The sequence below is a fragment of the Oceanobacillus sojae genome (assembly GCF_900162665.1).
GTDB lineage: Bacteria > Bacillota > Bacilli > Bacillales > Amphibacillaceae > Oceanobacillus > Oceanobacillus sojae_A.
The window spans coordinates 124,757-148,290 of sequence record NZ_LT727810.1 but is presented as its reverse complement, the minus strand read 5'-3'; the positions used below and the strand labels follow the sequence as shown (position 1 = coordinate 148,290).

The 23,534-nt window shown below is 36.2% G+C and carries 20 protein-coding genes, 1 pseudogene and 1 riboswitch; of the genes and pseudogenes, 5 read left to right on the top strand and 16 right to left on the bottom strand.

Annotated features, from left to right (window positions below):
* On the top strand, window positions 1-689 hold a 689-nt coding region (locus tag BN1068_RS04505; protein WP_139344723.1), incomplete at its 5' end, for an APC family permease.
* A gap of 247 nt (window positions 690-936) precedes the next feature.
* Here BN1068_RS04505 and BN1068_RS04500 read toward each other — a convergent pair.
* A complete protein-coding gene (locus tag BN1068_RS04500) occupies window positions 937-2,292 on the bottom strand; it encodes an RNA-guided endonuclease TnpB family protein (protein WP_077601643.1) in 1,356 nt (451 codons plus the stop codon).
* 58 nt (window positions 2,293-2,350) lie between these two features.
* Between BN1068_RS04500 and BN1068_RS04495 the strand changes: the two are divergent.
* Window positions 2,351-2,512: pseudogene (locus BN1068_RS04495) on the top strand (transposase); the annotation flags it as partial.
* A gap of 69 nt (window positions 2,513-2,581) precedes the next feature.
* Here BN1068_RS04495 and BN1068_RS04490 read toward each other — a convergent pair.
* The 8 genes from BN1068_RS04490 to BN1068_RS04455 all read right to left on the bottom strand — a co-directional run bounded on the left by BN1068_RS04490 (window position 2,582) and on the right by BN1068_RS04455 (window position 11,282).
* Window positions 2,582-3,145 (bottom strand): HAD family hydrolase, encoded by a 564-nt coding sequence (locus BN1068_RS04490; RefSeq protein WP_077601642.1) that lies wholly within the window; start codon window positions 3,143-3,145, stop codon window positions 2,582-2,584.
* A gap of 289 nt (window positions 3,146-3,434) precedes the next feature.
* Window positions 3,435-3,551, bottom strand: a complete 117-nt coding sequence (locus BN1068_RS04485; RefSeq protein WP_077601641.1) for an anti-repressor SinI family protein — start codon at window positions 3,549-3,551, stop codon at window positions 3,435-3,437.
* A 28-nt stretch (window positions 3,552-3,579) separates the two neighbouring features.
* Window positions 3,580-3,661, bottom strand: a riboswitch (cyclic di-GMP riboswitch).
* A 299-nt stretch (window positions 3,662-3,960) separates the two neighbouring features.
* The gene (locus tag BN1068_RS04480; RefSeq protein WP_175637071.1) at window positions 3,961-5,085 is read right to left on the bottom strand and encodes a GntR family transcriptional regulator; all 1,125 of its coding nucleotides are present in this window, start codon (window positions 5,083-5,085) and stop codon (window positions 3,961-3,963) included.
* Between the two features lie 574 nt (window positions 5,086-5,659).
* Window positions 5,660-7,432 (bottom strand): oligopeptide ABC transporter substrate-binding protein, encoded by a 1,773-nt coding sequence (gene opp4A, locus BN1068_RS04475; protein WP_077601639.1) that lies wholly within the window; start codon window positions 7,430-7,432, stop codon window positions 5,660-5,662.
* Between the two features lie 13 nt (window positions 7,433-7,445).
* On the bottom strand, window positions 7,446-8,345 hold the full coding sequence (locus BN1068_RS04470; RefSeq protein ID WP_303046890.1) for an ABC transporter permease: 900 nt from the start codon (window positions 8,343-8,345) through the stop codon (window positions 7,446-7,448).
* Window positions 8,346-8,359: 14 nt separating this feature from the next.
* Window positions 8,360-9,325: an oligopeptide ABC transporter permease gene (gene opp4B / locus BN1068_RS04465; RefSeq protein WP_077601638.1), complete on the bottom strand. Its 966-nt coding sequence runs from the start codon at window positions 9,323-9,325 to the stop codon at window positions 8,360-8,362.
* A gap of 12 nt (window positions 9,326-9,337) precedes the next feature.
* Window positions 9,338-10,264 (bottom strand): ABC transporter ATP-binding protein, encoded by a 927-nt coding sequence (locus tag BN1068_RS04460; RefSeq protein ID WP_077601637.1) that lies wholly within the window; start codon window positions 10,262-10,264, stop codon window positions 9,338-9,340.
* A complete protein-coding gene (locus BN1068_RS04455) occupies window positions 10,242-11,282 on the bottom strand; it encodes an ABC transporter ATP-binding protein (RefSeq protein WP_077601636.1) in 1,041 nt (346 codons plus the stop codon). The genes BN1068_RS04460 and BN1068_RS04455 overlap by 23 nt, the downstream gene beginning before the upstream one ends.
* Window positions 11,283-11,498: 216 nt before the next feature.
* Here BN1068_RS04455 and BN1068_RS04450 point away from each other — a divergent pair, with 216 nt between their 5' ends.
* From BN1068_RS04450 to BN1068_RS04440, 3 genes are read left to right on the top strand one after another with little or no spacing between them, the layout of a single operon-like run.
* Complete coding sequence (locus tag BN1068_RS04450; RefSeq protein ID WP_077601635.1) at window positions 11,499-12,602, top strand: Gfo/Idh/MocA family protein; 1,104 nt, start codon at window positions 11,499-11,501, stop codon at window positions 12,600-12,602.
* A gap of 49 nt (window positions 12,603-12,651) precedes the next feature.
* Window positions 12,652-13,788, top strand: coding sequence for a Gfo/Idh/MocA family protein (locus BN1068_RS04445; RefSeq protein ID WP_077601634.1), 1,137 nt, complete (start codon window positions 12,652-12,654; stop codon window positions 13,786-13,788).
* 26 nt (window positions 13,789-13,814) lie between these two features.
* Window positions 13,815-14,810 (top strand): Gfo/Idh/MocA family protein, encoded by a 996-nt coding sequence (locus tag BN1068_RS04440; RefSeq protein ID WP_077601633.1) that lies wholly within the window; start codon window positions 13,815-13,817, stop codon window positions 14,808-14,810.
* Between the two features lie 328 nt (window positions 14,811-15,138).
* Here BN1068_RS04440 and BN1068_RS04435 read toward each other — a convergent pair whose 3' ends face one another.
* The 7 genes from BN1068_RS04435 to BN1068_RS04405 form a co-directional block, all read right to left on the bottom strand.
* Entirely contained in the window at window positions 15,139-16,134 is a 996-nt protein-coding gene (locus BN1068_RS04435; protein ID WP_077601632.1) for an SIS domain-containing protein, read from the bottom strand.
* Between the two features lie 16 nt (window positions 16,135-16,150).
* Complete coding sequence (locus BN1068_RS04430) at window positions 16,151-17,200, bottom strand: SIS domain-containing protein (RefSeq protein ID WP_077601631.1); 1,050 nt, start codon at window positions 17,198-17,200, stop codon at window positions 16,151-16,153.
* A gap of 12 nt (window positions 17,201-17,212) precedes the next feature.
* Window positions 17,213-18,043 (bottom strand): PTS system mannose/fructose/sorbose family transporter subunit IID, encoded by an 831-nt coding sequence (locus tag BN1068_RS04425; RefSeq protein WP_217697301.1) that lies wholly within the window; start codon window positions 18,041-18,043, stop codon window positions 17,213-17,215.
* Window positions 18,024-18,812 (bottom strand): PTS mannose/fructose/sorbose/N-acetylgalactosamine transporter subunit IIC, encoded by a 789-nt coding sequence (locus tag BN1068_RS04420; RefSeq protein ID WP_077601629.1) that lies wholly within the window; start codon window positions 18,810-18,812, stop codon window positions 18,024-18,026. The genes BN1068_RS04425 and BN1068_RS04420 overlap by 20 nt, the downstream gene beginning before the upstream one ends.
* Before the next feature lie 17 nt (window positions 18,813-18,829).
* Window positions 18,830-19,300: a PTS sugar transporter subunit IIB gene (locus tag BN1068_RS04415; protein WP_077601628.1), complete on the bottom strand. Its 471-nt coding sequence runs from the start codon at window positions 19,298-19,300 to the stop codon at window positions 18,830-18,832.
* A gap of 17 nt (window positions 19,301-19,317) precedes the next feature.
* Window positions 19,318-19,737 carry a PTS sugar transporter subunit IIA gene (locus tag BN1068_RS04410; protein ID WP_077601627.1) on the bottom strand — a complete coding sequence of 140 codons (420 nt, stop codon included), beginning with the start codon at window positions 19,735-19,737 and terminating at the stop codon, window positions 19,318-19,320.
* Window positions 19,738-19,810: 73 nt separating this feature from the next.
* The gene (locus BN1068_RS04405; protein WP_175637070.1) at window positions 19,811-22,585 is read right to left on the bottom strand and encodes a sigma-54-dependent transcriptional regulator; all 2,775 of its coding nucleotides are present in this window, start codon (window positions 22,583-22,585) and stop codon (window positions 19,811-19,813) included.
* Between the last annotated feature and the right edge of the window lie 949 nt (window positions 22,586-23,534).

Below are 23,534 nucleotides of genomic sequence, written 5' to 3'. Positions count from 1 at the left end.
TAATGATTATTGTTACTTCCATGGTTCGTCCGTGGGAGGGCGTTGTTGAAGAAAATCACATCTGGGGAACTGGTTATATCATTGAAAACCTGCTCGGACCTTTAGGCCTGGCCATCCTTGCAGTCGCATTAACCATGGGAATTTTTACCGGTCTGAATGGATTTATTATTTCATCCAGCCGCCTTTTATTCGCCATGTCCCGTGCTAAGTTTATTCCAAAAGGCTTCTCTAAGCTTCATCTGAAATATAACACACCAAGCCTGGGTATCATTTTTGCAGTAGTCATTGCTATGTTATCACCATGGTTTGGGAGAGAAGCATTGATGTGGGTCGTAGATATGTCCTCCATCGGTGTAACCATTGCTTATTTTTATACCTGTTATGCCGCTTTTACGTTATTCAAAATGAAAAAGGATCATACGTTTAATGAGAAAAAGCATATTGAAGCACCCAGGAAAAAAATTGTTGCCATCCTGGGTATGGTGGCCAGTATTATCTTCCTTGGATTACTGCTTATCCCGGGTTCACCGGCATTTTTAGGGATTGAGTCCAGAATTGCATTAGCTGCGTGGGTTGTTTTGGGGATTATCTTTTATTTAATCAAGCGTAAGGATATTAAGAACATTCCTGATAAAGAATTGAATTATTATATTCTTGGGAAGGAAGAGGTTGAGATTGAGAAGGATTAATGGTTGAAATCGAAAAAGGGTTCCAACCTAAGTTTTAATGATACATGAAGCCATTTTTCTTTTTCAATTTATTCCTTATTTACTAAAAAAGTTCGGTTCAAACATGAAAGCTAGCAATTTTGAATTTGCTAGCTTTCATGTTGTAAATAATTTATAAATATATTTTAAGCCCAGTGAACCTCCCCCACCAAATCTAAGATTTGAAAGGGGCTTCTATTGACTTAAATACAGCAAACAGCACGCATAATCACGCACCATTAGTACGTAACGCCTGATGTAAGCTAATTAATGAAGCCAATGTCAGCCGAGTTCTAGTTACTAAGGAAGGAACTTTTGCCTCCAGTAGTAACCTTTTCTTTTCAGAAAAGGATTTAAGGAATTCTCTAATAAAATACCGTGCTCCTATATTATAAGAAGCATTTAAATCTGCGTGATAGACTTTGTCATTTTGATAGGCGGCAAGGTCTTTTTTATGATTCCGTTTCACTTCTCCAGAACCGTCAAAAGCAAGCGCGGAAGTATACTTAGCGCTTACTCGTCGAATACGTACGCCTTTGTAATGTGCCATCTCTTCAACTTTCCTTTGAATGCCCAGCTTGCTCCAATGATGTACTTTATGGCGTAACTTTTTTGCACCATACATCCCCTCTGGGTGTTTCATTTTACCAAGGTACTCAAATACGATGATATCTGCTTGATGATCGACAGCAAATTTGATAATTTCTGAAGATGTATGATGCACAATATGTTTCTTTAGACCATTAATTCGTCTCCAATAGTTTGGTGCATTTACATACCCTGAATGACGTTGAGCTTTCTTTAGTTTGTTGATTTTTGTGTACATACGGTCTTTTTCTACCGGTTGATTAATAAATTTCCTGCCGATGACAGTTCCATCTGAACGCATTGCACAACAAACCGCAGAATTCGTGATACCTAAGTCTACAGAAACGATGACTTGTTCTTTTAATTTTGTTTTATTTAATTGAATCTTTTTCTCATAAGAAAAATGAATGAAATACTTTTTGCCTGTTTTTACTAAGGTAGGATTATTTTCTTTCCAACCGGCAATTCCACGATTCTTCAAGTTTTTATGATGGAAAGTAATCGTTACCCAAACCCAATCATTGCCCAGGAAAACCTTTATCTTTGCTTGATTGTCAGATACCTGTTTAAACATATTTCCTTTATAGAACACCGGAAATGCTTGATGCTTCACGGTTAAAACGGGAGGTTTTTTCTTAAAATGCTTACCGTTAACAATTGATTCGCTTTTTTCATCCAACCAGTTTTGATAGTTGGAACGATAACTTTTCACAATTCCATAACCTTTAGAAATGGCAGCCCTTCGAAGATAAGAAGGAAACTTATAAAATGTTGCGTCAAAATCATACTTTGGGCAGGGGTTCGTTTTGGTGTGATGTGTTAATTTTTCTACAGCGTTTACCAACTCTTTTGTGCTTAAATTTTCTAAAACAGACCATTCCGTATTGATAACATCTACCAGAAAAGATAGTGCCTTCCGATAGATAGCAAGTGTAGGTTCGAAGGTTTTCGAACTGTGAGAGGTTATTTTATTTTTAATCGTTTTCGTCTGTTGCATCAACCAACCCTCCCTTATATATGTGTTATAATCACATTATAAAACAAACCGTTTTAAAACGGTATCCTCAAGATATATACGAACGGAATTCGCTGTATTCTTAGCGCCATATTATTGGAAACCTTATTTTTGGATTAGAAGCTATCTTATCCTTTCGACAGGAGGAGCTTCTTTAAAAGTAATCAAAAACTATATCGAAAACCAAGACCGTGAAGGCTGACCCTCACTAATTGCTTCTCAATTTGAAGGGGACTGCGCCTTCACTTTTTGTTCAAAAAAAATACATATACTATCCTCTCTCCTCTCCCTGACTGCATCCAACAAGCAACTCAAGTGCTTTTGGAACAGCTTCAAGATCCCAGACCGGCAAAATCCATGGAGGGGTTACAACCTTTTCATCATAATCCTTTCTCACAGAAATTTCCGGATTTTGCAGCCAAATTGCGTGCATGCCAATTCGATTCGCGCCAATGATGTCAGTATCCCATGTATTACCTATCATAACAGCTTCATCTGGCCGGATATCTAATTCATCGAGAACATAATGATATACGACACTGTCGGGCTTTTCTGGAACAGACGGATCTAATTCAGACTTCGTAGCAAAAATATATTCAAATTTATCTAATATATGTAGCCTTTTCAGGAGCTCCCGGACAACATCACTGTCACTTGTTGCTGTATTGCTGAGAATCGCATGCTTTAATCCCATTTTATTAATTGTCTCCAGCACCTCTAATACATGCTCTCTTAATTCTATTTCCGGATATTCCGTCAGCGGTTTTACATCCATTCTGCTATTGGGAGGAGTAGTTAATGTTTCTCCCAGATCCCATATTACGTGAGATATCATGTTATTCATTCTCCTTTCAGTTATGCTTTATATTTGAAGCTTCTATAAGTTGGTTTCCTCCTCATTTTCTGATTCTAATTTCTTTCTATATAACAAAAGCATATAGCCCAGATAGAAAACTATCTAGTTATATGCTTTTAATTATTTCAAAAAATTTTATATAAATGATTATTGTTAGTCTATCTATTTAACTCCATACAAAAAGATTGCCAATTCTAAAAAACTTTCCACCTGTTTTAATACTGCTTAAATACGGAAATATAACTCAATTGACAGACATTAAGAAACTTTAGTTCTCCTTTAAGAACTGCCTGACTTCTTCAATACCAATTCCTATTTTTAATGCTTCCTTGATAAGCTCAACCCATTCTTTATCCAATTCTTTTCTATCTGCAAGATTATTCATTCAAACCCCCCTAAAATATTCTATTATTTTAGGCAGCACAGCCATCATAGCATAACCTTAGACCTGTAACTTTGCGTCCCAATCTTTCGAATGGTTTGCCTTTATCTGAATTTAAATATCTATTAAATAATAACAGATTATTTAAAAAATATCTCTATAATATTTTTTAAATTTTACGACAAATTCTGACAACTATTAAAATAAATTGTAGTCATTGCATGATATTAGTTCTTATCAGAATAAATTGCTTCTATAAAATCAGGAACAATTCCTGTTCTATTCTATACGTTCTTTAAAAAATGAACTTGTTCGGTAGACCGAAACCCTTTCTGCGGCAAAAAAAGGTTTTCCCCGATAAACTGTCAGGAAAAACCTCAGCCTGTTCAAAATACTCTCTCCGCAAATAAAATTAAGTAGTCTCTCCTATAATAAAATCAAAGTCTACTTCCACATGTTTCGGGTCATATTCCCCGTTGACCTGTTTCATTAATAAGTGAACGGCCTCTTCTCCCATTTTATCTTCCCTTTGTGAAATATGTGTAAAAAGAGGGTTGCCATTCGTTGTGGATACTGAATCAAAGCATACAATTGCATATTCCTCTGGAATCTTCTTTCCCAATGATTCAAGAACGGAATAAACCATATTGGCAATCGTGTAATCTGTACAAAAAATTGCCGTTATTTCAGGGTTTTTCTTAAGAAATTCCTCTATTTTTCTCCTGTCATTCTCTGCTATTTCCTTCACATTATCGGAGGAAAAGTTTTTGGGAATGGAGCTTTGGATATCTAATAAAAAGTAGTTATTGTTTACAGGGAGATTTTGATCAGAGAAAGCTATATGAAAGCCAATTTCGCGTTCCTCTATCGACGAAGCACCTTCTTTTGGGGGAGAAATGAATGCCAGTTCTCTGTGCCCTTTTTCAAGAAGGTATTTAATAGCCATTATGGTAGCTTTCTGATTATTAATATGCACAGAGCTTGCCGGGATACCTTTAATATAACGATCTAACAAAACAAGTGGATATTTGTCCACTACTAAGCGCAATAAATCATGATTGTAATGCGTTCCATGAGCAGGGATAATGATTAGCCCGTCCAGTCCTTTATCTACTAAAGAATTGATCGCTTTTTTTTCTTCCTCTGCATAACCAAGCGTACGTTTTATCACCAGATGATAATTATATTCACTGCATTTTTCCTCTATCATTTTGACTTGCTTCAGTCCGAAAACATCTGAAAAATCAGGAATGATTAAACCCACCAAGCCGCTTAAATGTGGCAGTGCTTTTACCGAAGCTTCTTTTTTCGATTCTTGATTTTTTATATGTCCTGAAGAAACAAAAGATCCCTTCCCTTGAAATCTTTCAATAATCTTTTCCTGAGCAAGTAAATCAAGTGCTTTTTTGGTTGTAATTCTACTGACTTTATACTTTTCTGACATTGCTTTTTCGGTTGGTAATTTATCACCAATTTTCAAATTACCAGACCGTATTTCTTCTATGACATCCAAATATATTTTCCTGTATAAATTCACTGTTATCACCTTTATCAATCAGTACATTGATTGTATCAATGTACTATTTCATTTTCCATATCTGTGCTTCTCATCACATTAATATTATATAAATACCCCCTTCTCCCTAAAAGTGCGTGTTCAAAAAGTCCGATAAATAGGACCAAGAAAAGGCGACTAACTTTTTCCGAATGGACTTTCACAGGATGTGATGACTTCTATGTTGTTCACAAATGTTTTCGGTGGGACGAGTAATCGCAGTCCCAGGACGTGGACGTTCTTAGTAGAAGATCCTCTAGTTCACCGTATCATCTTTATTGGGCTTTTTGAACATCCTCCAAAAGACCAAGAGTTCTATGTATGCAAAAACACCCCATTCTATTTACATGATGTAAATGAATGAAGAAATAGTACTTGTGACCATTATACGACAAACATACCTTTCTAGCATCAAAAAATCAAGTCCAGAACGTAACATTTACTAATGAGCCATAAAACAAATAAGTTACAGTGATGAAGTATCCAGAAATAGATAATCCTATATCATTCAGCAAATGATATAGGATTACAAAGCATCTGTTTTTACTGCGGGACTTTATTCTGCTGTTTCTTCCGTTACGCCGACTTCTTCCCAAGTTCCGAAGATGGTGGTATCAAAAGAATAGTCTTTCACCCGGTTGTTTACCCCTAACAATTTATAGCTGTACAAAATAGGGATTACAGGGGATTCTTCATACATATAAGCCTGCCATTCATTATATATTTCTTTACGTCTTTCTGTATCAAATGCTTCCTCGGATAATGCAGCCTCTAATAATTCATCGTTTTTCTCACTGACAAACCTCGAATTATTATAAGGCATCTTTCGCCCGTAAATGCCTGAAGGATCGACATCTGTCCCTACTCCCCAGCCGGAAATAAACACATCCACTTTTTGCTCATCATCATCCACCATCTTATTAAAAGAATTGAATTCATGAAGACGCCCATCAACCAGCTCCACATTCAGGCCAATGTCATTCCAGGATTGGATGAAATACTTAGCCATTGGTTCAGAAGTATCACTTCCGGATCTTGCCAAGAAATTAATGATAAATTCTTCTCCGTCTGGATCCTCTCTATACCCATCACCATCTACATCTACATAACCAGCTTCATCCAGCAGCTCCTCTGCTTTTTCTACGTTATATGGAAATCCTTCTATTGTTTCATCATGATACCCTTCAAAGAAAGGAACAATTAGTGTCGTAGCCGGAAAACTTAAGCCGTGATAGAAATTCTCCGCAATTTGTTCCATATCTAACGCATATCCCATCGCTTTTCTTAAATCCTTATTTTGAAGTTTTGGACGATCCATCACATTCTCTTTCTTTTCTGTATCATAATGTCCTAATTTAAACGAGAGATACGTATAGGAATTATTGATGCCGCCAATAATTTGATAGTTTTCTCCATCTGCCGCATTCGGATATTGATCTGTCGGGAACGTTTCAGCAATATCTACTTCTCCGCTTTCCAATGACTGCAGTACAGTGTTTGGATTCACTATCTTTAACGTAATAGAAGCAAGCTTCGGTTTTCCTTTCCAATAATCATCATTACGACTATATTGTACAGACTCTCCAGCCACAATTCTATCCACTTTAAAAGGTCCAAATCCAATAGGATTTTCCCTTACCTCTTTGGAAGAAGGGATATCAGGAACTGAGATATCACCTAAATAATGCTTTGGCAGCGGCGTAGACCATATCCCATTCAATATGGCAGGAGATGCTTCAGTATATGTTATTGACAATGTTTTCTCATCAATTATTTCAATCCCGGAGATGTCATCTGCTTCCCCGCTATTATACGCATCCATTCCCTCTACCATTTGTATTAATGATCCATAATGCGAGCCTATATAATCCGGACTTCCTATTACTTCATAAGCAAATTGAAGATCTTCCGCTTTCACAGGCTCCCCATCATGCCAGTTCACATTATCTTTAATCTGAATAGTGATTGTTTTGTTGTCATCTGACATTTCAAAAGTAGCTGCTCCGTCATTTGTAATCTCAAAATCTTTGTTTACCGCCAGCAATGCTTCATCAAAAAATTGAACCACTTGGCCATCTGGTGCCGCAGCAAGAAATGCACTATTAAGAATTCCTTCGAATGGAGAATCAGACACTAAACCATAGGTTAAACTTCCATCCTCGATAATTTCACCGTCATTTTGAACCTCTTCATTAAGATTGATTTCTTCTGTTTGGCCCTCTGCTCCACTCCCCTCACTGCCGCTTTCACCCTCACCGTTGCATCCTGCTAAAATAATACTGAACAATATCCCTGACACAACAATCCACAAAGCACTTTTCCTTCTCATACTGTCTCTCCTCCTATCCTAATCTTTGTCTTGCATCCCCAGACCTTTTTAGTGCTTGTCCAATGAAGTTTATACTCAACATCATTATTAAAATTAATAATGATGGAGGTAACCAAATCCACCACATTCCCTGTAATACTTCAGGATTAGTCGAATATCCAATTAACGTCCCCAGGCTCGGCGTACTTTCCGGCAAACCAAATCCCAAGAAACTCAATCCCGACTCTATTCCAATATTTCCTGCAAAGCTTAGCGTCAAGTTAACAATGATAATGGAAGTTAAATTAGGCAGGATTTCTCTATACATAATTCTTATATTGGAAGCTCCCAGCATTTTAGATGCACTTACATAATCCAGCTCTTTTTCTGCCAGTGTTTTGGCTCTGATTAAACGGGCATTGCTGACCCATAGAAATGCACTCATAATCATAATAAAGGTGACAATATTGAACTTTGGAATCAATGTGATAAACACAATAACCAACATAAGAAACGGCAAAATCATTATAAAATCAATGATGCGCATGATAATATTATCTACAATCCCGCCGAAGTAGCCGGAAATCAAACCAATTGCAAATCCAAAAACACCTGTAATCACGGTAATAACAAACCCGATGATAATGGAATTCTTTGCTCCAATAATAAGCTGCCCCAGAATATCTCTTCCTCCGTAATCCGTTCCTAACAAATGCTCTGAAGTCGGAGGAGAATAAATCGAAAATAAATCTACCCGCACGACCTCTTCCTGATCTAAAATCAACGCTCCAGCAAATACTGAGATAAAAATGATCAGCAGAATAATAACGGAAGCAATGGCTAATTTATCTTTCTTAAATTCATTAAACATAATCTTTAGGCCCGTTAATTTATTTGATGGAATTTCAGCGCTTGTACTGCTTTCAACACTCACTCTATCCCTCCTCTCTATTCCACCCGGATTCTCGGATCAACCAAACTCAATATAATATCCGATAACAGTGTACCGATCAGCGTCGCTACCCCTGTTACCATTACCAGTGCAGTTACTACACTGAAGTCTCTTTGCGATATAGATTGCAGAAACAACTGTCCAATTCCCGGATAGCTGAATATACTCTCTAAAAAAATAGAACCAGTAATTAATCCTGTAATTTCATATCCTAAAAATGCCGCGATAGGTAAAAAAGAATTACGAAGAATGTGATGCGAATATATCTTTGCTTCTGGAACGCCTTTGGATTTCGCTGTTTTGATAAAATCCTTCATCTTCGTATCTATAATCTCGTTTCGTAAATACTGAATCGTTCCAACAGTCGCTAATAAAGCACCGGATAAAGCAGGTAAAAGTAAATGATAAATCTTATCCATATAGTAGCTGAATGTTCCAGGCTCCAAATTAATATCGGCGCTGCCCCCAGTAGGGAACCATTGTAATTGAAACCCGAATACAAATAACATTAATAATGCAAATATAAATAAAGGAGTCGCATAGGTGATATAGTTGTAGCCGACAATCAGCTTATCTATCAAAGAATCATGAAACCTTCCTGCCGTAATACCAAGAGGAATAGCGATAAGATATGTTAAGAATAAAATCGCGGCTGACAAATAAACCGTGTTCCAAAGCCTCGCTTCTAATAATTCCAAAACGGGCCGCTGATGAATATAGGACGTACCTAAATCACCTTGAGACAGCCCTTTGATCCAGTTTAGATATTGAACATGGACTGGATCATTAATTCCGAGAGTTGTTCTCATATCTTCAATCGTTGATGAATCGACACCCGGTGTTTCCACCAAACCGGATAAAGCATCTCCAGGCATCACCTTTGCCAGAATAAATACCAGGATACTTAAAACAACTAACTGGGGTATCATAATTAATATCCTGCGAACAACAAATTTCCACATTTTCAAGCCCCCTTAGCGTAATGCAGCAAAATGGGTATCTGATACAGGCTTTAAATCCATTACGCTTCCATCTTCATTAAAATATTTATCATTTTCCTTTTGATATTCTTCTTCAATATTTTTTCGAAGCAATTCACTATTCTGATGCTGATCTGTATCTAATTCAGGTATAGAAGCAATTAAGCGTCTGGTATAAATATGCTGCGGGTTTTCATAGATATCTTCCCTTGTACCTTCTTCTACAAATTTTCCTTTGTACATAATGCCGATTCGATTACACATATGCCGGACTATCCCTAAATCATGGCTGATAAAAAGATAAGTAAGGCCAAATTCTTCCTGGATGTCTTGCATAAAGTTAAGTACTTGTGCCTGTACGGAAGCATCCAATGCAGAGACCGGCTCGTCAGCGATGATTATTTTAGGCTTTAATGTTAATGCCCTGGCAATACCTACCCGCTGCCGCTGTCCTCCTGAAAACTGATGAGGATATTTAAATAAGGAATCCCTGCTCATTCCTACTTTCTGCATAAAGTATTCCACTTGCTCCCTCTCTTCTGATTTCGACAGGTTCTCAAAGTTCCGCAGAGGCTCAGCGACGATATCATAGACTGTCTTTTTCGGGTTTAAAGAAGAATAAGGATCTTGAAATACCATTTGTATCTCTCTTCTGCTTTCACGAATTTGTTTGCGGTTACATTTTGTCAGATCCAAATTATTAAATATAACCTCGCCGGAGGTAGCTTTTGTCAGCCCGACGACAGTTCTGCCGGTTGTTGTTTTTCCGCATCCTGATTCACCTACTAACGCATATGTTTCGCCCCGTTTCAATTCAAAATTGATATTATCCACTGCTTTAACATGATTGACGACTCTGCGGAAAATGCCTCCACGGATAGGATAGTATACCTTTAAATTATTGACCTTGAAAAACGTCATCCTTCTCCTCCTCCACCACTTGATGAGAATTCTCAATGTGAAAATGTTTATAGCATGTGCACCGGACCCAATGACCTTTTTCAACTTCTCTTAACGTTGGTGTTTCTTCGTGAATAGAATCATCTGTGCCGTTCATTCGAGGCTTAAAGCGGCAGCCCTGCCTTTGAAGATGGTTCAAAGATGGAACCACGCCTTTAATAACGTGTAATTTTTCACCCTGATTGTTTTTGGAAGGAAGTGAGTACAACAATGATTTGGAATAAGGATGCAGCGGATTTTTCAGGAAACGCTTCACCTCTCCTATTTCTACAAATTCTCCAGCATACATCACAGCTATGCGATCAGCCATTTCTGACACAACACCTAAATCATGTGTAATCAAAATAATGCTTGTCTTCATTCGCCTTTTTAATTCTTTTAATAAATCGATAATTCGAGCTTGAATAGTAACGTCCAACGCAGTCGTAGGCTCATCAGCAATAATCAGAGAGGGCTCACAGGCAATTGCAATCGCAATAACAATCCGCTGCCGCATTCCGCCGGATAATTCATGGGGATATTGTGAATATACTCTTTCCGGCTGCGGAATTTTCACCTCATTAAGAATTTCTATCGCTTTTTGTTTTCGTTTGTTTTTAGATAATTTCGTGTGATATTTCATCCCCTCTTCAATTTGTTTTCCCACAATCATTAAAGGGTTTAATGCAGTTAGAGGGTCCTGAAAAATCATACTAATTTCTTTGCCGCGAACTTTATTCAATTGAGTGTTGGAATAAGATAATAGATCCACCCCTTTAAAATGAATCTTTCCACTGATTTTCGTTTGTTCTTGATGATGCATACCCATAATGGAATGTCCAAAAGCAGACTTTCCGCATCCTGATTCGCCGACAATTGCCACTATTTCATTCTCATATACATCCAAATTAATATGGTCATTCGCCGGATAAAATTGTTCATCTATCCGGAAGGAAGTGGTCAAATCTTCAACTTGTAATAATATATCATCATTTGACATATCAAATTTTAATCTCCTTTTATATTTTTTAGATTTTTTAATAAATTCTAATTATCATCATTATAGTGAGTTATTTCAACGATTGTCAATATTTATTTTTTATGTAATTCCAAATTACATATTTTAAATTTTCAAAAATATAAATGTTGACATACTAAGTATGTATATTTAGTATATTTAATAATAGATTAAATTTTTTGTGAAGGTGGAATAGTTATGACACAAACTGTTAAAATTGGAATAATCGGCAGCGGCGGGATTGCCAATGCACACGCTCAATGCTATAAAAAAATGAGTGATGTGGAAATAGTGGCTGTAGCCGATTTAGTTCCGGGGAAAGCAGCGAAATTTATCCAAAGACTTGAATTAAAAAATGCGGTACCCTTTGAAGATCCTCAAGAATTATTACAATTAGACCTCGATGGAGTAAGCGTTTGCACACCGAATATCGCTCACCATAAAACAAGTGTTGATTCTCTGCTCGCAGGAAAACATGTACTTGTAGAAAAACCTTTGTCTATTACACTGGAACAGGGGATAGATATGGTTCAGACATCATTGAAAATGGATAAAATGCTGACAGTCGGTTTCCAGCCAAGATATGACCCGAATATGCAATTGGTAAAAGAAATTGTAAGCTCCGGGGAGTTAGGAAATGTCTACTACGTTCAAACCGGCGGGGGCCGGCGCCGCGGAATGCCGCAAGGGACTTTTATTAAAAAGGCATTAGCCGGTGCCGGCGCGATGGCAGATATTGGCTGTTATTCGCTGGACTTAGCATTAAATACATTAGGCTATCCAAAACCAATCTCTGTCTCCGCTTACACATCAAATTTGTTTGGTACGAATCCGGACTATCATCCTGATGCTGCGAATTTTGAGGTGGAAGACTTCGGAATTGCCCTCATTCGTTTAGAGGGTGGAAAAGTCATTAATTTTAAAGTTTCCTGGGCAATGCATATGGATACATTAGGACCAACTCTGTTCTTAGGTACCAATGCCGGATTGAAACTGACACCGGCGGGTCAAGGACCTTGGAGCGGTGTATGGGACGGGGGAATCGGTTCCATTGACCTCTTTCACGATATAAATGGACAGCATGTTGACACATCAATTCCTGTTAAAAAACACAGTCTAAATATCTTTTATGAAAAAGTAAGGGCATTCGTCAAAGCCATTCAAGAAGGAAAGAACATCGCTCCGATTCCAGCAGAACAAATTTTAATCAATCAAGCGATTATTGACGGAATATTACGATCTGCCGAAGCCGGAAAAGAAGTATCCATTTCAATTCCTGATTTACGTCCTGCCAAGTTATAATTATCTAATAATATCGTTTTTTCATTATTTCAAAGAAGAGGTGAAATACATGTGTGTCCGAGTTGGAATGATAGGTTATCAGTTTATGGGAAGAGCACATAGTATCGCTTATCGCAATCTTCCTTTTTACTTTAAAAGTGCGAAACGTCCTGTTCTGCAAACACTTTGCGGAAGAAATTTGCAAAATGTCAGCCAGGCCGCTTCTGAAATGGGCTGGTCTTCTTCTGAAACAGAATGGAAAAAATTGATTCAACGGGAAGATATTGATTTAATCGATATTGTGTCACCAAATCATACCCACGCTGAAATAGCAATTGCAGCTGCTGAAGCCGGGAAACATGTCATCTGTGAAAAACCATTAGCTACAACATTAGAGGACGCCAAAAGGATGGTTGAAGCAGTTGAAAAGGCTGGTGTCATGCACATGGTCTGTCACAATTATCGATTTGCTCCAGCAATACAACTTGCGAAAAAGATGATAGAAGAAGGACAGCTGGGAAAAATTTATCACATACGCGCAGTATACCTGCAAGACTGGTTGATTGACCCATCTGCGCCAGTTACCTGGAGACTCCGAAAAGAAACAACAGGATCTGGAGCTTTAGGGGACATCGGCAGCCATATCATTGATTTAGCCAGGTTCCTGGTCGGCGAAATTTCTGAAGTTTCCGGGTTACTAGAAACTTTCATCAAAGAAAGACCAAGCGCACCGGAAAACACAGAGGAAAAGGAACTTGTTACTGTGGACGACGCTTCAATTTTTACAACGAAATTTGAAAATGGTGCCTTAGGAGTTTTTGAGGCATCCCGCTTCGCCACGGGAAATCGAAACGGAAACAGAATTGAAATAAACGGAGAAAAAGGATCTATTCGATGGGATCTTGAAAATATGAATCATTTGCATGTTTACCTGGAGAATGATAGCGCAGAGCTTCAAGGATTCCGTATCATCAACTGTACTGGAGAAGCTTATCCCTATGGAGAAAATTACTGGCCTCCAGGTCACATTCTCGGATACGAACACACCTTTATCAATCTCATAAAAACAATGATGGATTCGATTAAAAATAAAACACTGGAAGCCCCAAATTTTAAGGATGGTTATCTTAATCAGCTTGTTATGCATGCCGTAGAAGAATCCCATCGTTTAAAGAAATGGGTCAAACTATCGGATTACGCTGACTAAGTTTTTTAAGGAGGAGGAAAACAAATATGATTAACGTTGCTTTACTTAGTAAATGGCATGTTCACGCAGAGGATTATGCACGGCAGGTTCAAGAAAACAAACAGCTCTCCCTCGCTTGTATTTGGGATGAGGACACCCGTCGCGGGAAAGAATGGGCTGATAAATGGAAAATTCCATTCGAAGAAAATCTGGATACCGTTTTAAATGATGCTCATATTGATGCCGTGATTATCAATACACCAACGAAATGGCATACAGAAATTATTCAGAAGGCGGCTGCACATAAAAAACATATTTTCACAGAAAAAGTATTGGCATTCACCACGGAAGATTGTGAAAAAATATATAAAACAGTTGAAAAAGAAAATGTAAAACTCATGGTATCCCTACCAAGACTTACAGAGCCTTATTTCCTTTATGCAGAAGAAGCATTCAAAAAAGGCTGGTTAGGAAATCTGACCAGCATCCGCTGCAGATTAGCTCATAATGGATCTGTTTCAACAGAAACACACCCTAATGGTTGGCTTCCAAGTCATTTTTATGATAAAGATGATTGCGGAGGCGGTGCTTTGATTGACTTAGGCGCTCATCCTATCTACCTGACAAACCGTTTGGCAGGCCCTTTGGCAAGCGTTTATTCCAGTCTGCACCCATCACCAAAACACAACGTAGAGGATAATGCCGTTGTTGTTACACAATACAAAAGCGGTGCAATCGGTGTAATAGAAACAGGATTCACCTCTTATGGAAGTCCTTTTCAATTAGAATTATACGGGACAGAGGGATGTTTATTGATTGAAGATTCCAATGTACGAATCAGGAGTACGCAGTTAAATAAAAATGAATGGTTCGAACCGGAAGAATTACCGAAAAGTTTACCTACAGCGATGGAGCAGTGGGTTCACTTAATTGAAAATGATGTGGCTCCTTCTATTACCAAGGAAGACATTATTTCGTTAACCTTGCTTAATGAGGCGGCTTATCTTTCTGATACACAAGGGGAAAGGATTGATATTGAATAGTAAATGGATATTATCTTTAGGGTGAGAGGTAACTAGTCAAAGTAAAGAGACAGATGATGGCAGTGTATCTTCTTTGATTCACTGCCATGAAGATAAATCTTAATTCAGTTTCCCTTTAGGTTTCATTTGTAAAGGACAGCCCTTATAGGGTTGTGCAGGAGAATTGTAGGGTCAAGCAAGAAAGATGCGAGAGTTTTATGTTCGGTGTATCACTAATGCTTACTCTATTTCCCAGCATAGCTAGTGCATTAATTTTTTCATTTAACAAAAAGCATATAATCAGATAGAAATTATCCAATTATATGCTTTTAATTATAATTTTTTAACACTAATAATCGAACTGACGATAATAACGGCGTATTTCTAAGGGATGTCGATTTAGCTTTTCAACATGAGCATCTATTCTTTGCGTTACCGCATGCATAACGAAATATGATAACCTTCCGCGATATTTATCGCTGATACCTTGTAATTCATATTCTTTTGAGTCTATGATTGTATAATTCCCACAAATTCGTGGTAATAGATTACCTACTCTCTCTGCTAATTCACGCTGCTCATCTTCACCAATAAATAAAGTTACTGGCGTATTTTCTTCTACAATTTCTAATGTACCATGTAAAAACTCAGCAGCGTGAATAGATTTAGAACGTAACCAGCTTTGTTCTTCCCAATAACACATTGCATAGGAATATACTGCTCCCCATTGATTACCTGCACCGATGAAATAGTGCATCTCATCATGACGATGTTTTTCAGCAAATTCAAATCCAAAATTATCAGCAGACTTTTCTACCTCTACTAAAGCAACAGCCAAATGCTCTTCTAATTCTTTATAATAAGCTTCATAATCTGGAAATTCACCATTACGATACATGAAGCGGTCGGCAGCCATAAAAAATTTTAACTGCTCATTTCCCGGATAAGAGATAACGTAATCTCCCATTTCTGCTAAGGGAGTATTCGGTTCATCTACAAACGCAATAATCGTTGAACCTAGCTCTTTTATCATTTTGATTGCTTTCACCACTTCTTGCGTTGATCCCGTTACGGAAGACAATATCACTATAGATTTCTCTGTCAGTCTTTTGTTTCCAGTTGTATAATATTCTGCAGCATGCTGGACAAACACGGGCAAGCTGCTTTTTCCGTTAATATAAGTCACAGCTTGCATACTGGAAGCATACGTGCCCCCAATGCCCAAATAATAAATATTATCAAAACCTCTATCGTAAACCTCATCTATGATATGTTCTATCTCATTTTTTAATGCAATAGCTCCGCTAACGCTTTCAATTTGTTTTTGTTCATCAAATTTCAACATAACTATCCCTCTTTTCTTAAATTTTACTTTGAAGTACTTGATCAAAATCATCAAATATTCTTTGCCCTAAATCAATCCCTTGTATCGTCGCTATTTGATAGGCAAAATATTGGAAAGGGATTACTAATAGCAATGGACTAATCTTCTCACTTACATCTAAATCTAAAGCCAGCTCATCTTCTCCCCCTGCACTTTGGGTAGAAATGACATAACATCGTTTCACATGACTCTCCATATAGCCTCTTAGCGCTTTTGAGCGAGATAAAATAGCACTATCTGTTTCTACAAAAAATATACTGTGCGTTTCATTTGCCTCTAAATAAGGACCATGCATATAGGCCTCTAATTCAAATCCTTGAGATGGTTTTCGAACTGTTTCAGTAAATTTAGTTTCAAATTCTTTTGCTGTTCCCCAATTTGGACCATAACCAATCGCAAGAAATCGATTGCTTTCCTTTAATTCGGCTTTTTTATTTTCAAAGAATTTTGCTGTTTTATCTATAATTTTATTAATACTGTAAACAGCTTTATAAAGATTTTCTTTCTCTTTTTCCAGAACCTTTTCATCCATTCGATGAGATTGTGAAGCGATGGTTAGGGACAGTAACATCAAATTTAGGACAGTGGCTGAATAACCTTTTGTTACAAAACCAACTTTTTCAATTCCCATATTCAGATTAAACGTACGATCCGCAACCTTAGTAATTGGACTTTCACTATCACTAGTCAAAGTAATCGTCTTTATTTTTTGAGACTGCGTTATCTTTTCAATAGCATGAATCGTTGATGTACTTTTCCCGCTCTGCGAAACAGCAATAACTAAATCAAATTTAGGGTCGACTTTGCCGTAATGCAAGAAATCAAATGGTTCTTGTATATCTATATACACATTTCCTGTAGACTCCATATAGTATTTTGCTGCAAGGGATGCGTTATAAGAAGATCCAGTTGCTAGAATAAGACAATGTGTAACATCTTTTAACTCCGGCAAATTAAAGTCAAATTCTTTTATTATTTTTTCCAAAGTTACTTGTTCTTCATAAATATAGTCAAGCATACTTACCATTTCAATTCCTCCTTAAAATATCCCAATCCAAGCGCCCAAGATACCAACTACAGCCATTCCTCCAATAATTGATAAAGGTTTCACCTCTTTCTTTAATAAATAGAAAACGATACCAAAAGCAGCTAATGGTAATAACTGAGGCATAATATCATCCAAAATGCTTTGAATCGTAACTGCCTCTTCCCCACTACCTATGGAAAGCGGAATAGTAATATCTATCATCGAAGCAGTCATTGCTCCAACAACTACTAATCCAATAATTGATGCTCCTAAAGTCAAGCTGTCCATCATACCGTTACTTTGGATTTTCTTCAAAAAACCAGTACCTAGTTTATATCCCCAACCTGTAAATAAATAACGTAATGCAACATGTGGAATGTTAAAAATTAATATGAACAAAATTGGACCTAATATATTTCCTTGTAATGCAAGCGAGGTTCCTACACCAGTTGCGATCAATCGTAATGTTCCCCAAAAGAACGAATCCCCTATTCCAGCCAGCGGTCCCATTAATGAAGTTTTTATACTATCAATCGCTTTTTCGTCGAATTTCTTATCTAAACGGTTTTCCTCTTCCATAGCTGCGTTAATTCCTAAAATCAGCGTTACAATATGAGGCGTTGTATTGAAAAATTCTAAATGCCGTTTTAAAGCGGAAGCCATTTCCTCTTTTGTCTGATAAAGTTTCCTCAGGATTGGAATCATTGCATAAACATAGGCCATATTCATTTGACGTTCATAATGCCAAGAAAACTCCATCTGAAAAGAACGCCAAAAAACTTTGTTTAAGTCTTTTTTTGTTATTAGTGATTTTTCTTTTGGATCAGAAGTCTTCATCATCAAGGACCTCCCCATCTGTTGTCTGAGCAGATTGCTCATTCTTTTTTGTGAAATTCATGATATTAACAATAATTACTGCTAAAATAGCTCCAAATATAGCAATTCCGGTAATAGGAATATTTAAGTAAGCTACAATAATAAACCCTAAAAAGAAATAAGGAGCGACACTTTTATTAATTAATAATCTCGCTAACATAGCGAATCCTAAAGCAGGAATAATTCCTGTAGCAACAGTTAGACCGGTTTGAACAAATTCTGGTATCACATTCAAAAACGACTGTACAGCATTATTTCCAATAGAATAAGAAATAGATACGATTAACGCCAACATGAGGGAAAGTCCGAAGCCTGCAATTAAATGCATTCGTTCTACTCCTTTGTAATTTCCCATCTCTGCATAATTATCTGCTTTATGATTCATTGTAGGGATTACCAATCCTAAATAGATATTTTTTAAAATCAAAGTCAATGTAGCAATTGGCAACCCTAGTAATAGCGCTGTTTCAGTTCCTGCGCCTGCAGTAATAGCAAATGCTGTCCCTAGTATTCCTCCAGTTACGACATCAGGTGGAATAGATGCTCCAACTGAAAACGAACCTATAAAAGCCAGCTCTAAAGTGGCCCCCATTATGATACCTGTTTTAATATCTCCTAATGCAATTCCAGTAAATAACCCTGTTACAATTGGGCGAGATAACAAAGAAGTTCCTAGTGCATATTCGGATTGAGCGATAAATGCTATAACCCCAAGAAGGACTGCTTGTAAAATCACTTAATTTCATCCTCTCTTTAAAAAGCGTCTAGCGCTTTAATTTTTTTATCCGACGGCACTTGTCTAATTTCCACCTCTACTCCTCTATCCACCAATTCTTTAACCAGTTCTTCTTCTTCTTTTGTGATATTAACTGCTTTTGAAATATTTCTTGTGCCTTCTCGAACTTTCATACCGCCTAAATTTATTTTTTGAATTTCTGGGTAGGCTTTTGATAGCTTATATGCATCTTCTACAGATTCAACGACGATAAATAACTTATATTTATCAGTTACACCACTTTGCAAAGCTTTAATGGAGTCGTTAATATTTTTTATGACTAATTTTACTCCTTGTGGCTTTGCTAATTTAATTGTAGTTTTTCTGATTTCATTTTCTGGTACATCGTCATTTGCAACCAAAATGCAATCTGTACTCAAGCTCTGCGTCCAAGAGAATGCAACTTGCCCATGTAAAAGGCGGTGATCCACTCGCAATAATTTAATCATTCTTATTTCCTCCTTATTTAAAAGTCCTCTTCTTCACTTTCCTTATGAATTGTTTCATTACAAAATTGAATCATTTCCTTTGAATTATTTAGAGAATCCTTAATTAATGCTGGTATTGATTTTGCTGCTATAAACTGAGTTACAATTTCAATTAACCAAGGTAAATTCATTCCTGATGCAAGATAGAAATTAGGTGTATATATATATTTCAAAAATTCATTATTTACACTCCCTCCAAATATATCAGTGATAACGATTAATTCTTTACCTTGGTTTTCAATCATTAATTGTTCAACTTCTGAGGCTAAGTCATAATTTGCTGTTAAATAAGCATCCAAAGTGATAATATTACTGTTCTTTCCACAAATTAATTCTAAAGAGCTTAAAATTCCTGATGCAAATTCTCCATGACTTGCCAAAACTAATTTTCTTTCCATCCCTTTTCACCTCGCTTACACTTATATACATGCAAAAAGCGTGCCAACTTTAGTGGCACGCTTTTTCTACATATTAAAAATCTTCGTTAACGATTGAAAAATCCAGTTTTTGAAAGAGGATATCATAAATATATTTTAATTCTGAATTTGGTATTTTGACACTGTAATCCTCTTCTATGACACTGAATGCTTCTTTTATCTTAACTAGTTGCTCTTTTCGACACTCTTCATCAACGCCATTTCCACTATATATTTCAATCGGAACATTACGGATTAATCTCTCAATTAAACAACTAACATGTACATATAAAGCAAGTTTTCTTTCATTTGTTATCTTTTGTTCCGTTAATTCCTCCAAAATTCGCATAAATAATTCAATTTCTGCCATTATTTTATCCGTATCAAGGATAGTTACAGAATCAATTACTTTTTCAAGTGAAAAGTTGCGAATTAATCGATTATTAAATTGTTCTGCTTTCTCATCATCTAAATTTTTCATTAACCATTCGCTAAGATGTTGCGTTCCTTTCCCAGAAATCAATTCCTCAAGGGATAGATAAGGAATATCTGGAATCATAGGATTTGCTGTTCCTACAATTCCAACAACCTCATAAAGTGAAAAAACAGTCTCTTTTTCCTTTTGGTCATGTAGTGTTTGATAATCATAAGGAAGCACCTTTAGCGAACTATTTACTGGTAAACTTTTTTCAAGAAGTTTACTAATTTTTGTGGCTGTACCGATACCAGTAAAACATGTAGCCAATAATGCTTTATTTTTATTTTTTTGTGGATAAATTATTTTCCAATCTGGCTTGTTTTCTTCAAAAGAATTTATCGCTACTTCGGATAGGTTTCTATTTTTCTGAATATTTTCTCCTATAGCTATTGCTAATGGAGTGGTTATATTATTCATAATCATAACGGGAACCGATAGTTGTTGCGGAAAATATGAGTATATTTCTTTCAGCGAGCCCATGTCCACTAAAATAACCAGTCCATTACTTACATCATTTTTTTCCGTATAGTCCACTATTTCCTCAGCAATCTTTTGTGGTGTCGTATCTATTGGCATGTCAAATGATTCAAAAATATTTTTACGTAATAAACGGTTAGCGACATTAGCGATACTACTTGCAGTTGCATAGCCATGAGCAACAATGATTGCTTTTGCAAAATTGGATTCTCGGGATAAACCCAATTGACTAAAGTAAAGGGTTAGTAAGATTAAATCCATATCAAATACTTCGATGTCCAGCCTGGGTTTGATAATGGATAACATCCTTTCTGTATATTGAAACAGCATAGGATATGTTTTAATGACAGTCTGTTTAAATTTTTTTATCAAAGCCTGAACTTCCACATCTTCAGGCTGCCAACGTACAGAACTTCTTTGAAATAGATAATAACTTATTGCATAGACACTGTTGCCATTGAACGTAATCTGATAAGATGCCTCCATTTGTTTCAACGTATCACGTACATATTGAGTCATAAATAATAATAATTCATGTTTCTTTTCTCTATCTGTTTCAAATAGTAAGAAATCAAATAGATTTTCTACTTCATTTTTTATTTCATCATCAATCACTGTAATGTCCGATTCAGATTTTTTAAAATTAGCTAATAATCGTTCATATGCACGAATAATCCGTAGCTCTTCAGGATTTCTTTTCATGGATAAATTCTCTATAGTAGTTGTATGATTAATGTGCACATTTTCTTCTATAACTCCACTTATTTTAAAAGCAGCTTTTGCTAACAAATCAGGCGGTAAATGATAAATAGTAATATGAATATGCTCAGCATCCTTTTGCTCAGAAAATGCTTTTGCTACAGTTACTTTAATTACATTTTTCAGCTTACCGATATTTCCTTTATGAGGAGTTGTTTTCAATAAGTGCAAAACTTGGCTACTCACTAATAAGTTTTTTTTTATTTTCGCTCTTTCTTTTATTAAAAAATCATATATCATCTCTAAACGTTCATTTTGAGTTCGTTGCTCTAAAGAGGGTAATTCAATTTGAACAGGGATACGACGAATAAAAGTAGATAAAAAAACACTATTCAAATCTTCCGTAGTTGCAAAGAATAACCTTGTATTGACCTTACGAGGATTATTTGTTTCACCCATTCGATAAATTATTCCCTGGTCAAGATAAGTAAATAGTTTTTCCTGCCCCTCTGCGTTTAAACGATGAATTTCATCTAAAAATAAAACCCCTCCATTAGCTTCTTCAAAAATACCTATATGATCTTCATCTGCACCTGTAAAGGCTCCCTTAACATGTCCAAATAAATGGCTAGTTAAAAGCTCAGGGTTATTAGCGTACTGGGCACAATTTAAAGTAATAAGTCGTGCATCTTCCTTAATTAAATCATTCGTTAAACAAAAATGATATACGATTTTTACCATATAGCTTTTGCCTGTCCCACTTTCTCCTGTCAATAACACTGGCAAGCCATTTTCCGGATAGTAAAGTGCTGTCTTTAATTGTTCTATACTCCTTGCCAAACTTGCATCATTTCCAATTAAAAATGAAAATATATCCTTCTTTTTTTGAAATAAAGGCTGCTCTTCCTTTAATTCATCTAAACTATGATATATATCTTTGGATAGTGTATAGAATTGTGTTTCGAAAGCACTTTTATGAAAAAAGTAAACCGGGCGTGTATTTATTTTAATGACGCTTCCTTGTTCATTTAATTGATTTAAATAGTGACTCACCGTATTTCTTTTTAATTTAAATTGTTGCCCTATTATCTTGGAAGTAAATATCTCACTAATATTGTTTAAATCTAAGAAAGCTGTCTGGTTTTCTAAGTATTTTATTAGTTCTTCTTTAATCATACATTTCACCTCTTCTTCATAATTAAACAAACGCTTACAAAAGTCAATGCGAAGAGAATATTTGTATTAAAAGTAAATATATGTTACATGAGCACTTTTCTCCCAGGCGTTTTCAGGACCTACTATTACTACATCCAACAATACTAATACGAATAGAACGGCTCCTAGTTAAATTCAAGCATAAGCGGTGCCGGCATTTAGAAACCTGACACTCCATCATATTGCCAAAGTTTAATTTTCTCTTGCTAATTACTATAATGATAGCTGCAATAAGTGCAGCTAAAACAGGTGAAAATCTATCAAAGCTCCTTTTACAATATAAAGATACTATTGGCAACACCATTCACTTTAAGCGAGTTTACCTATCCGCCAACTTAAATCAATACTTATCTAAAAACAATTAATCCAGTAATAGTCCAATAATTTATTTCAAACAATCAAGTAAAAAATGTTCCACTCTCTACATCTCCACCACTCGATACTGTCTTTCTCTAAAAAGATACTTCAAATGCTTCCCCAACTTCATCCAATGAATAAATCTCCGAAATAAATCTATCTGGCTAAAGATTGTACAGACAGATTAGCCACCCATTTATTTCAACTCCTGTACGATAAATTTTCTACAGGTGTTGAATGTGCATACTTCACATCTTCCTTATCAAGGCTACTGCCAACGATTCTTGACAACTTTCCAAATTCTTTAGATACAGAGGTAGATATTATTTGGATTGTTCGGTAACAATCCAATGTTCATCATCCACGAAAAACTACCTCCTGTTACTTGTTAAATTCAAGTAAAGAGGTAGTTCAGTTATAATAGAATGCAGTATATTATTTTTTGCTTACTTTATTTATTCTTATTTTGAGAAAATAATTTATTTGTTTTGAATGAGTTTGACAATATTATTCTAAATCAGCATTCTTTTCAAACTTAGGTTCTGTCGTTTAA

Coding starts and splice junctions, on each gene's coding strand:
- BN1068_RS04490 (WP_077601642.1), bottom strand. CDS start 3,145: ATGATATCTCACGTAATATGGGATCTGGGAGAAACATTAACTACTCCT.
- BN1068_RS04450 (WP_077601635.1), top strand. CDS start 11,499: ATGACACAAACTGTTAAAATTGGAATAATCGGCAGCGGCGGGATTGCC.
- BN1068_RS04440 (WP_077601633.1), top strand. CDS start 13,815: ATGATTAACGTTGCTTTACTTAGTAAATGGCATGTTCACGCAGAGGAT.
- BN1068_RS04410 (WP_077601627.1), bottom strand. CDS start 19,737: ATGGAAAGAAAATTAGTTTTGGCAAGTCATGGAGAATTTGCATCAGGA.
- BN1068_RS04455 (WP_077601636.1), bottom strand. CDS start 11,282: ATGTCAAATGATGATATATTATTACAAGTTGAAGATTTGACCACTTCC.
- BN1068_RS04485 (WP_077601641.1), bottom strand. CDS start 3,551: ATGAATAATCTTGCAGATAGAAAAGAATTGGATAAAGAATGGGTTGAG.
- BN1068_RS04415 (WP_077601628.1), bottom strand. CDS start 19,300: ATGATTAAATTATTGCGAGTGGATCACCGCCTTTTACATGGGCAAGTT.
- opp4A (WP_077601639.1), bottom strand. CDS start 7,432: ATGAGAAGGAAAAGTGCTTTGTGGATTGTTGTGTCAGGGATATTGTTC.
- BN1068_RS04430 (WP_077601631.1), bottom strand. CDS start 17,200: ATGGTAAGTATGCTTGACTATATTTATGAAGAACAAGTAACTTTGGAA.
- BN1068_RS04500 (WP_077601643.1), bottom strand. CDS start 2,292: ATGCAACAGACGAAAACGATTAAAAATAAAATAACCTCTCACAGTTCG.
- BN1068_RS04460 (WP_077601637.1), bottom strand. CDS start 10,264: ATGACGTTTTTCAAGGTCAATAATTTAAAGGTATACTATCCTATCCGT.
- BN1068_RS04435 (WP_077601632.1), bottom strand. CDS start 16,134: ATGTTGAAATTTGATGAACAAAAACAAATTGAAAGCGTTAGCGGAGCT.
- BN1068_RS04445 (WP_077601634.1), top strand. CDS start 12,652: ATGTGTGTCCGAGTTGGAATGATAGGTTATCAGTTTATGGGAAGAGCA.
- BN1068_RS04405 (WP_175637070.1), bottom strand. CDS start 22,585: ATGATTAAAGAAGAACTAATAAAATACTTAGAAAACCAGACAGCTTTC.
- opp4B (WP_077601638.1), bottom strand. CDS start 9,325: ATGTGGAAATTTGTTGTTCGCAGGATATTAATTATGATACCCCAGTTA.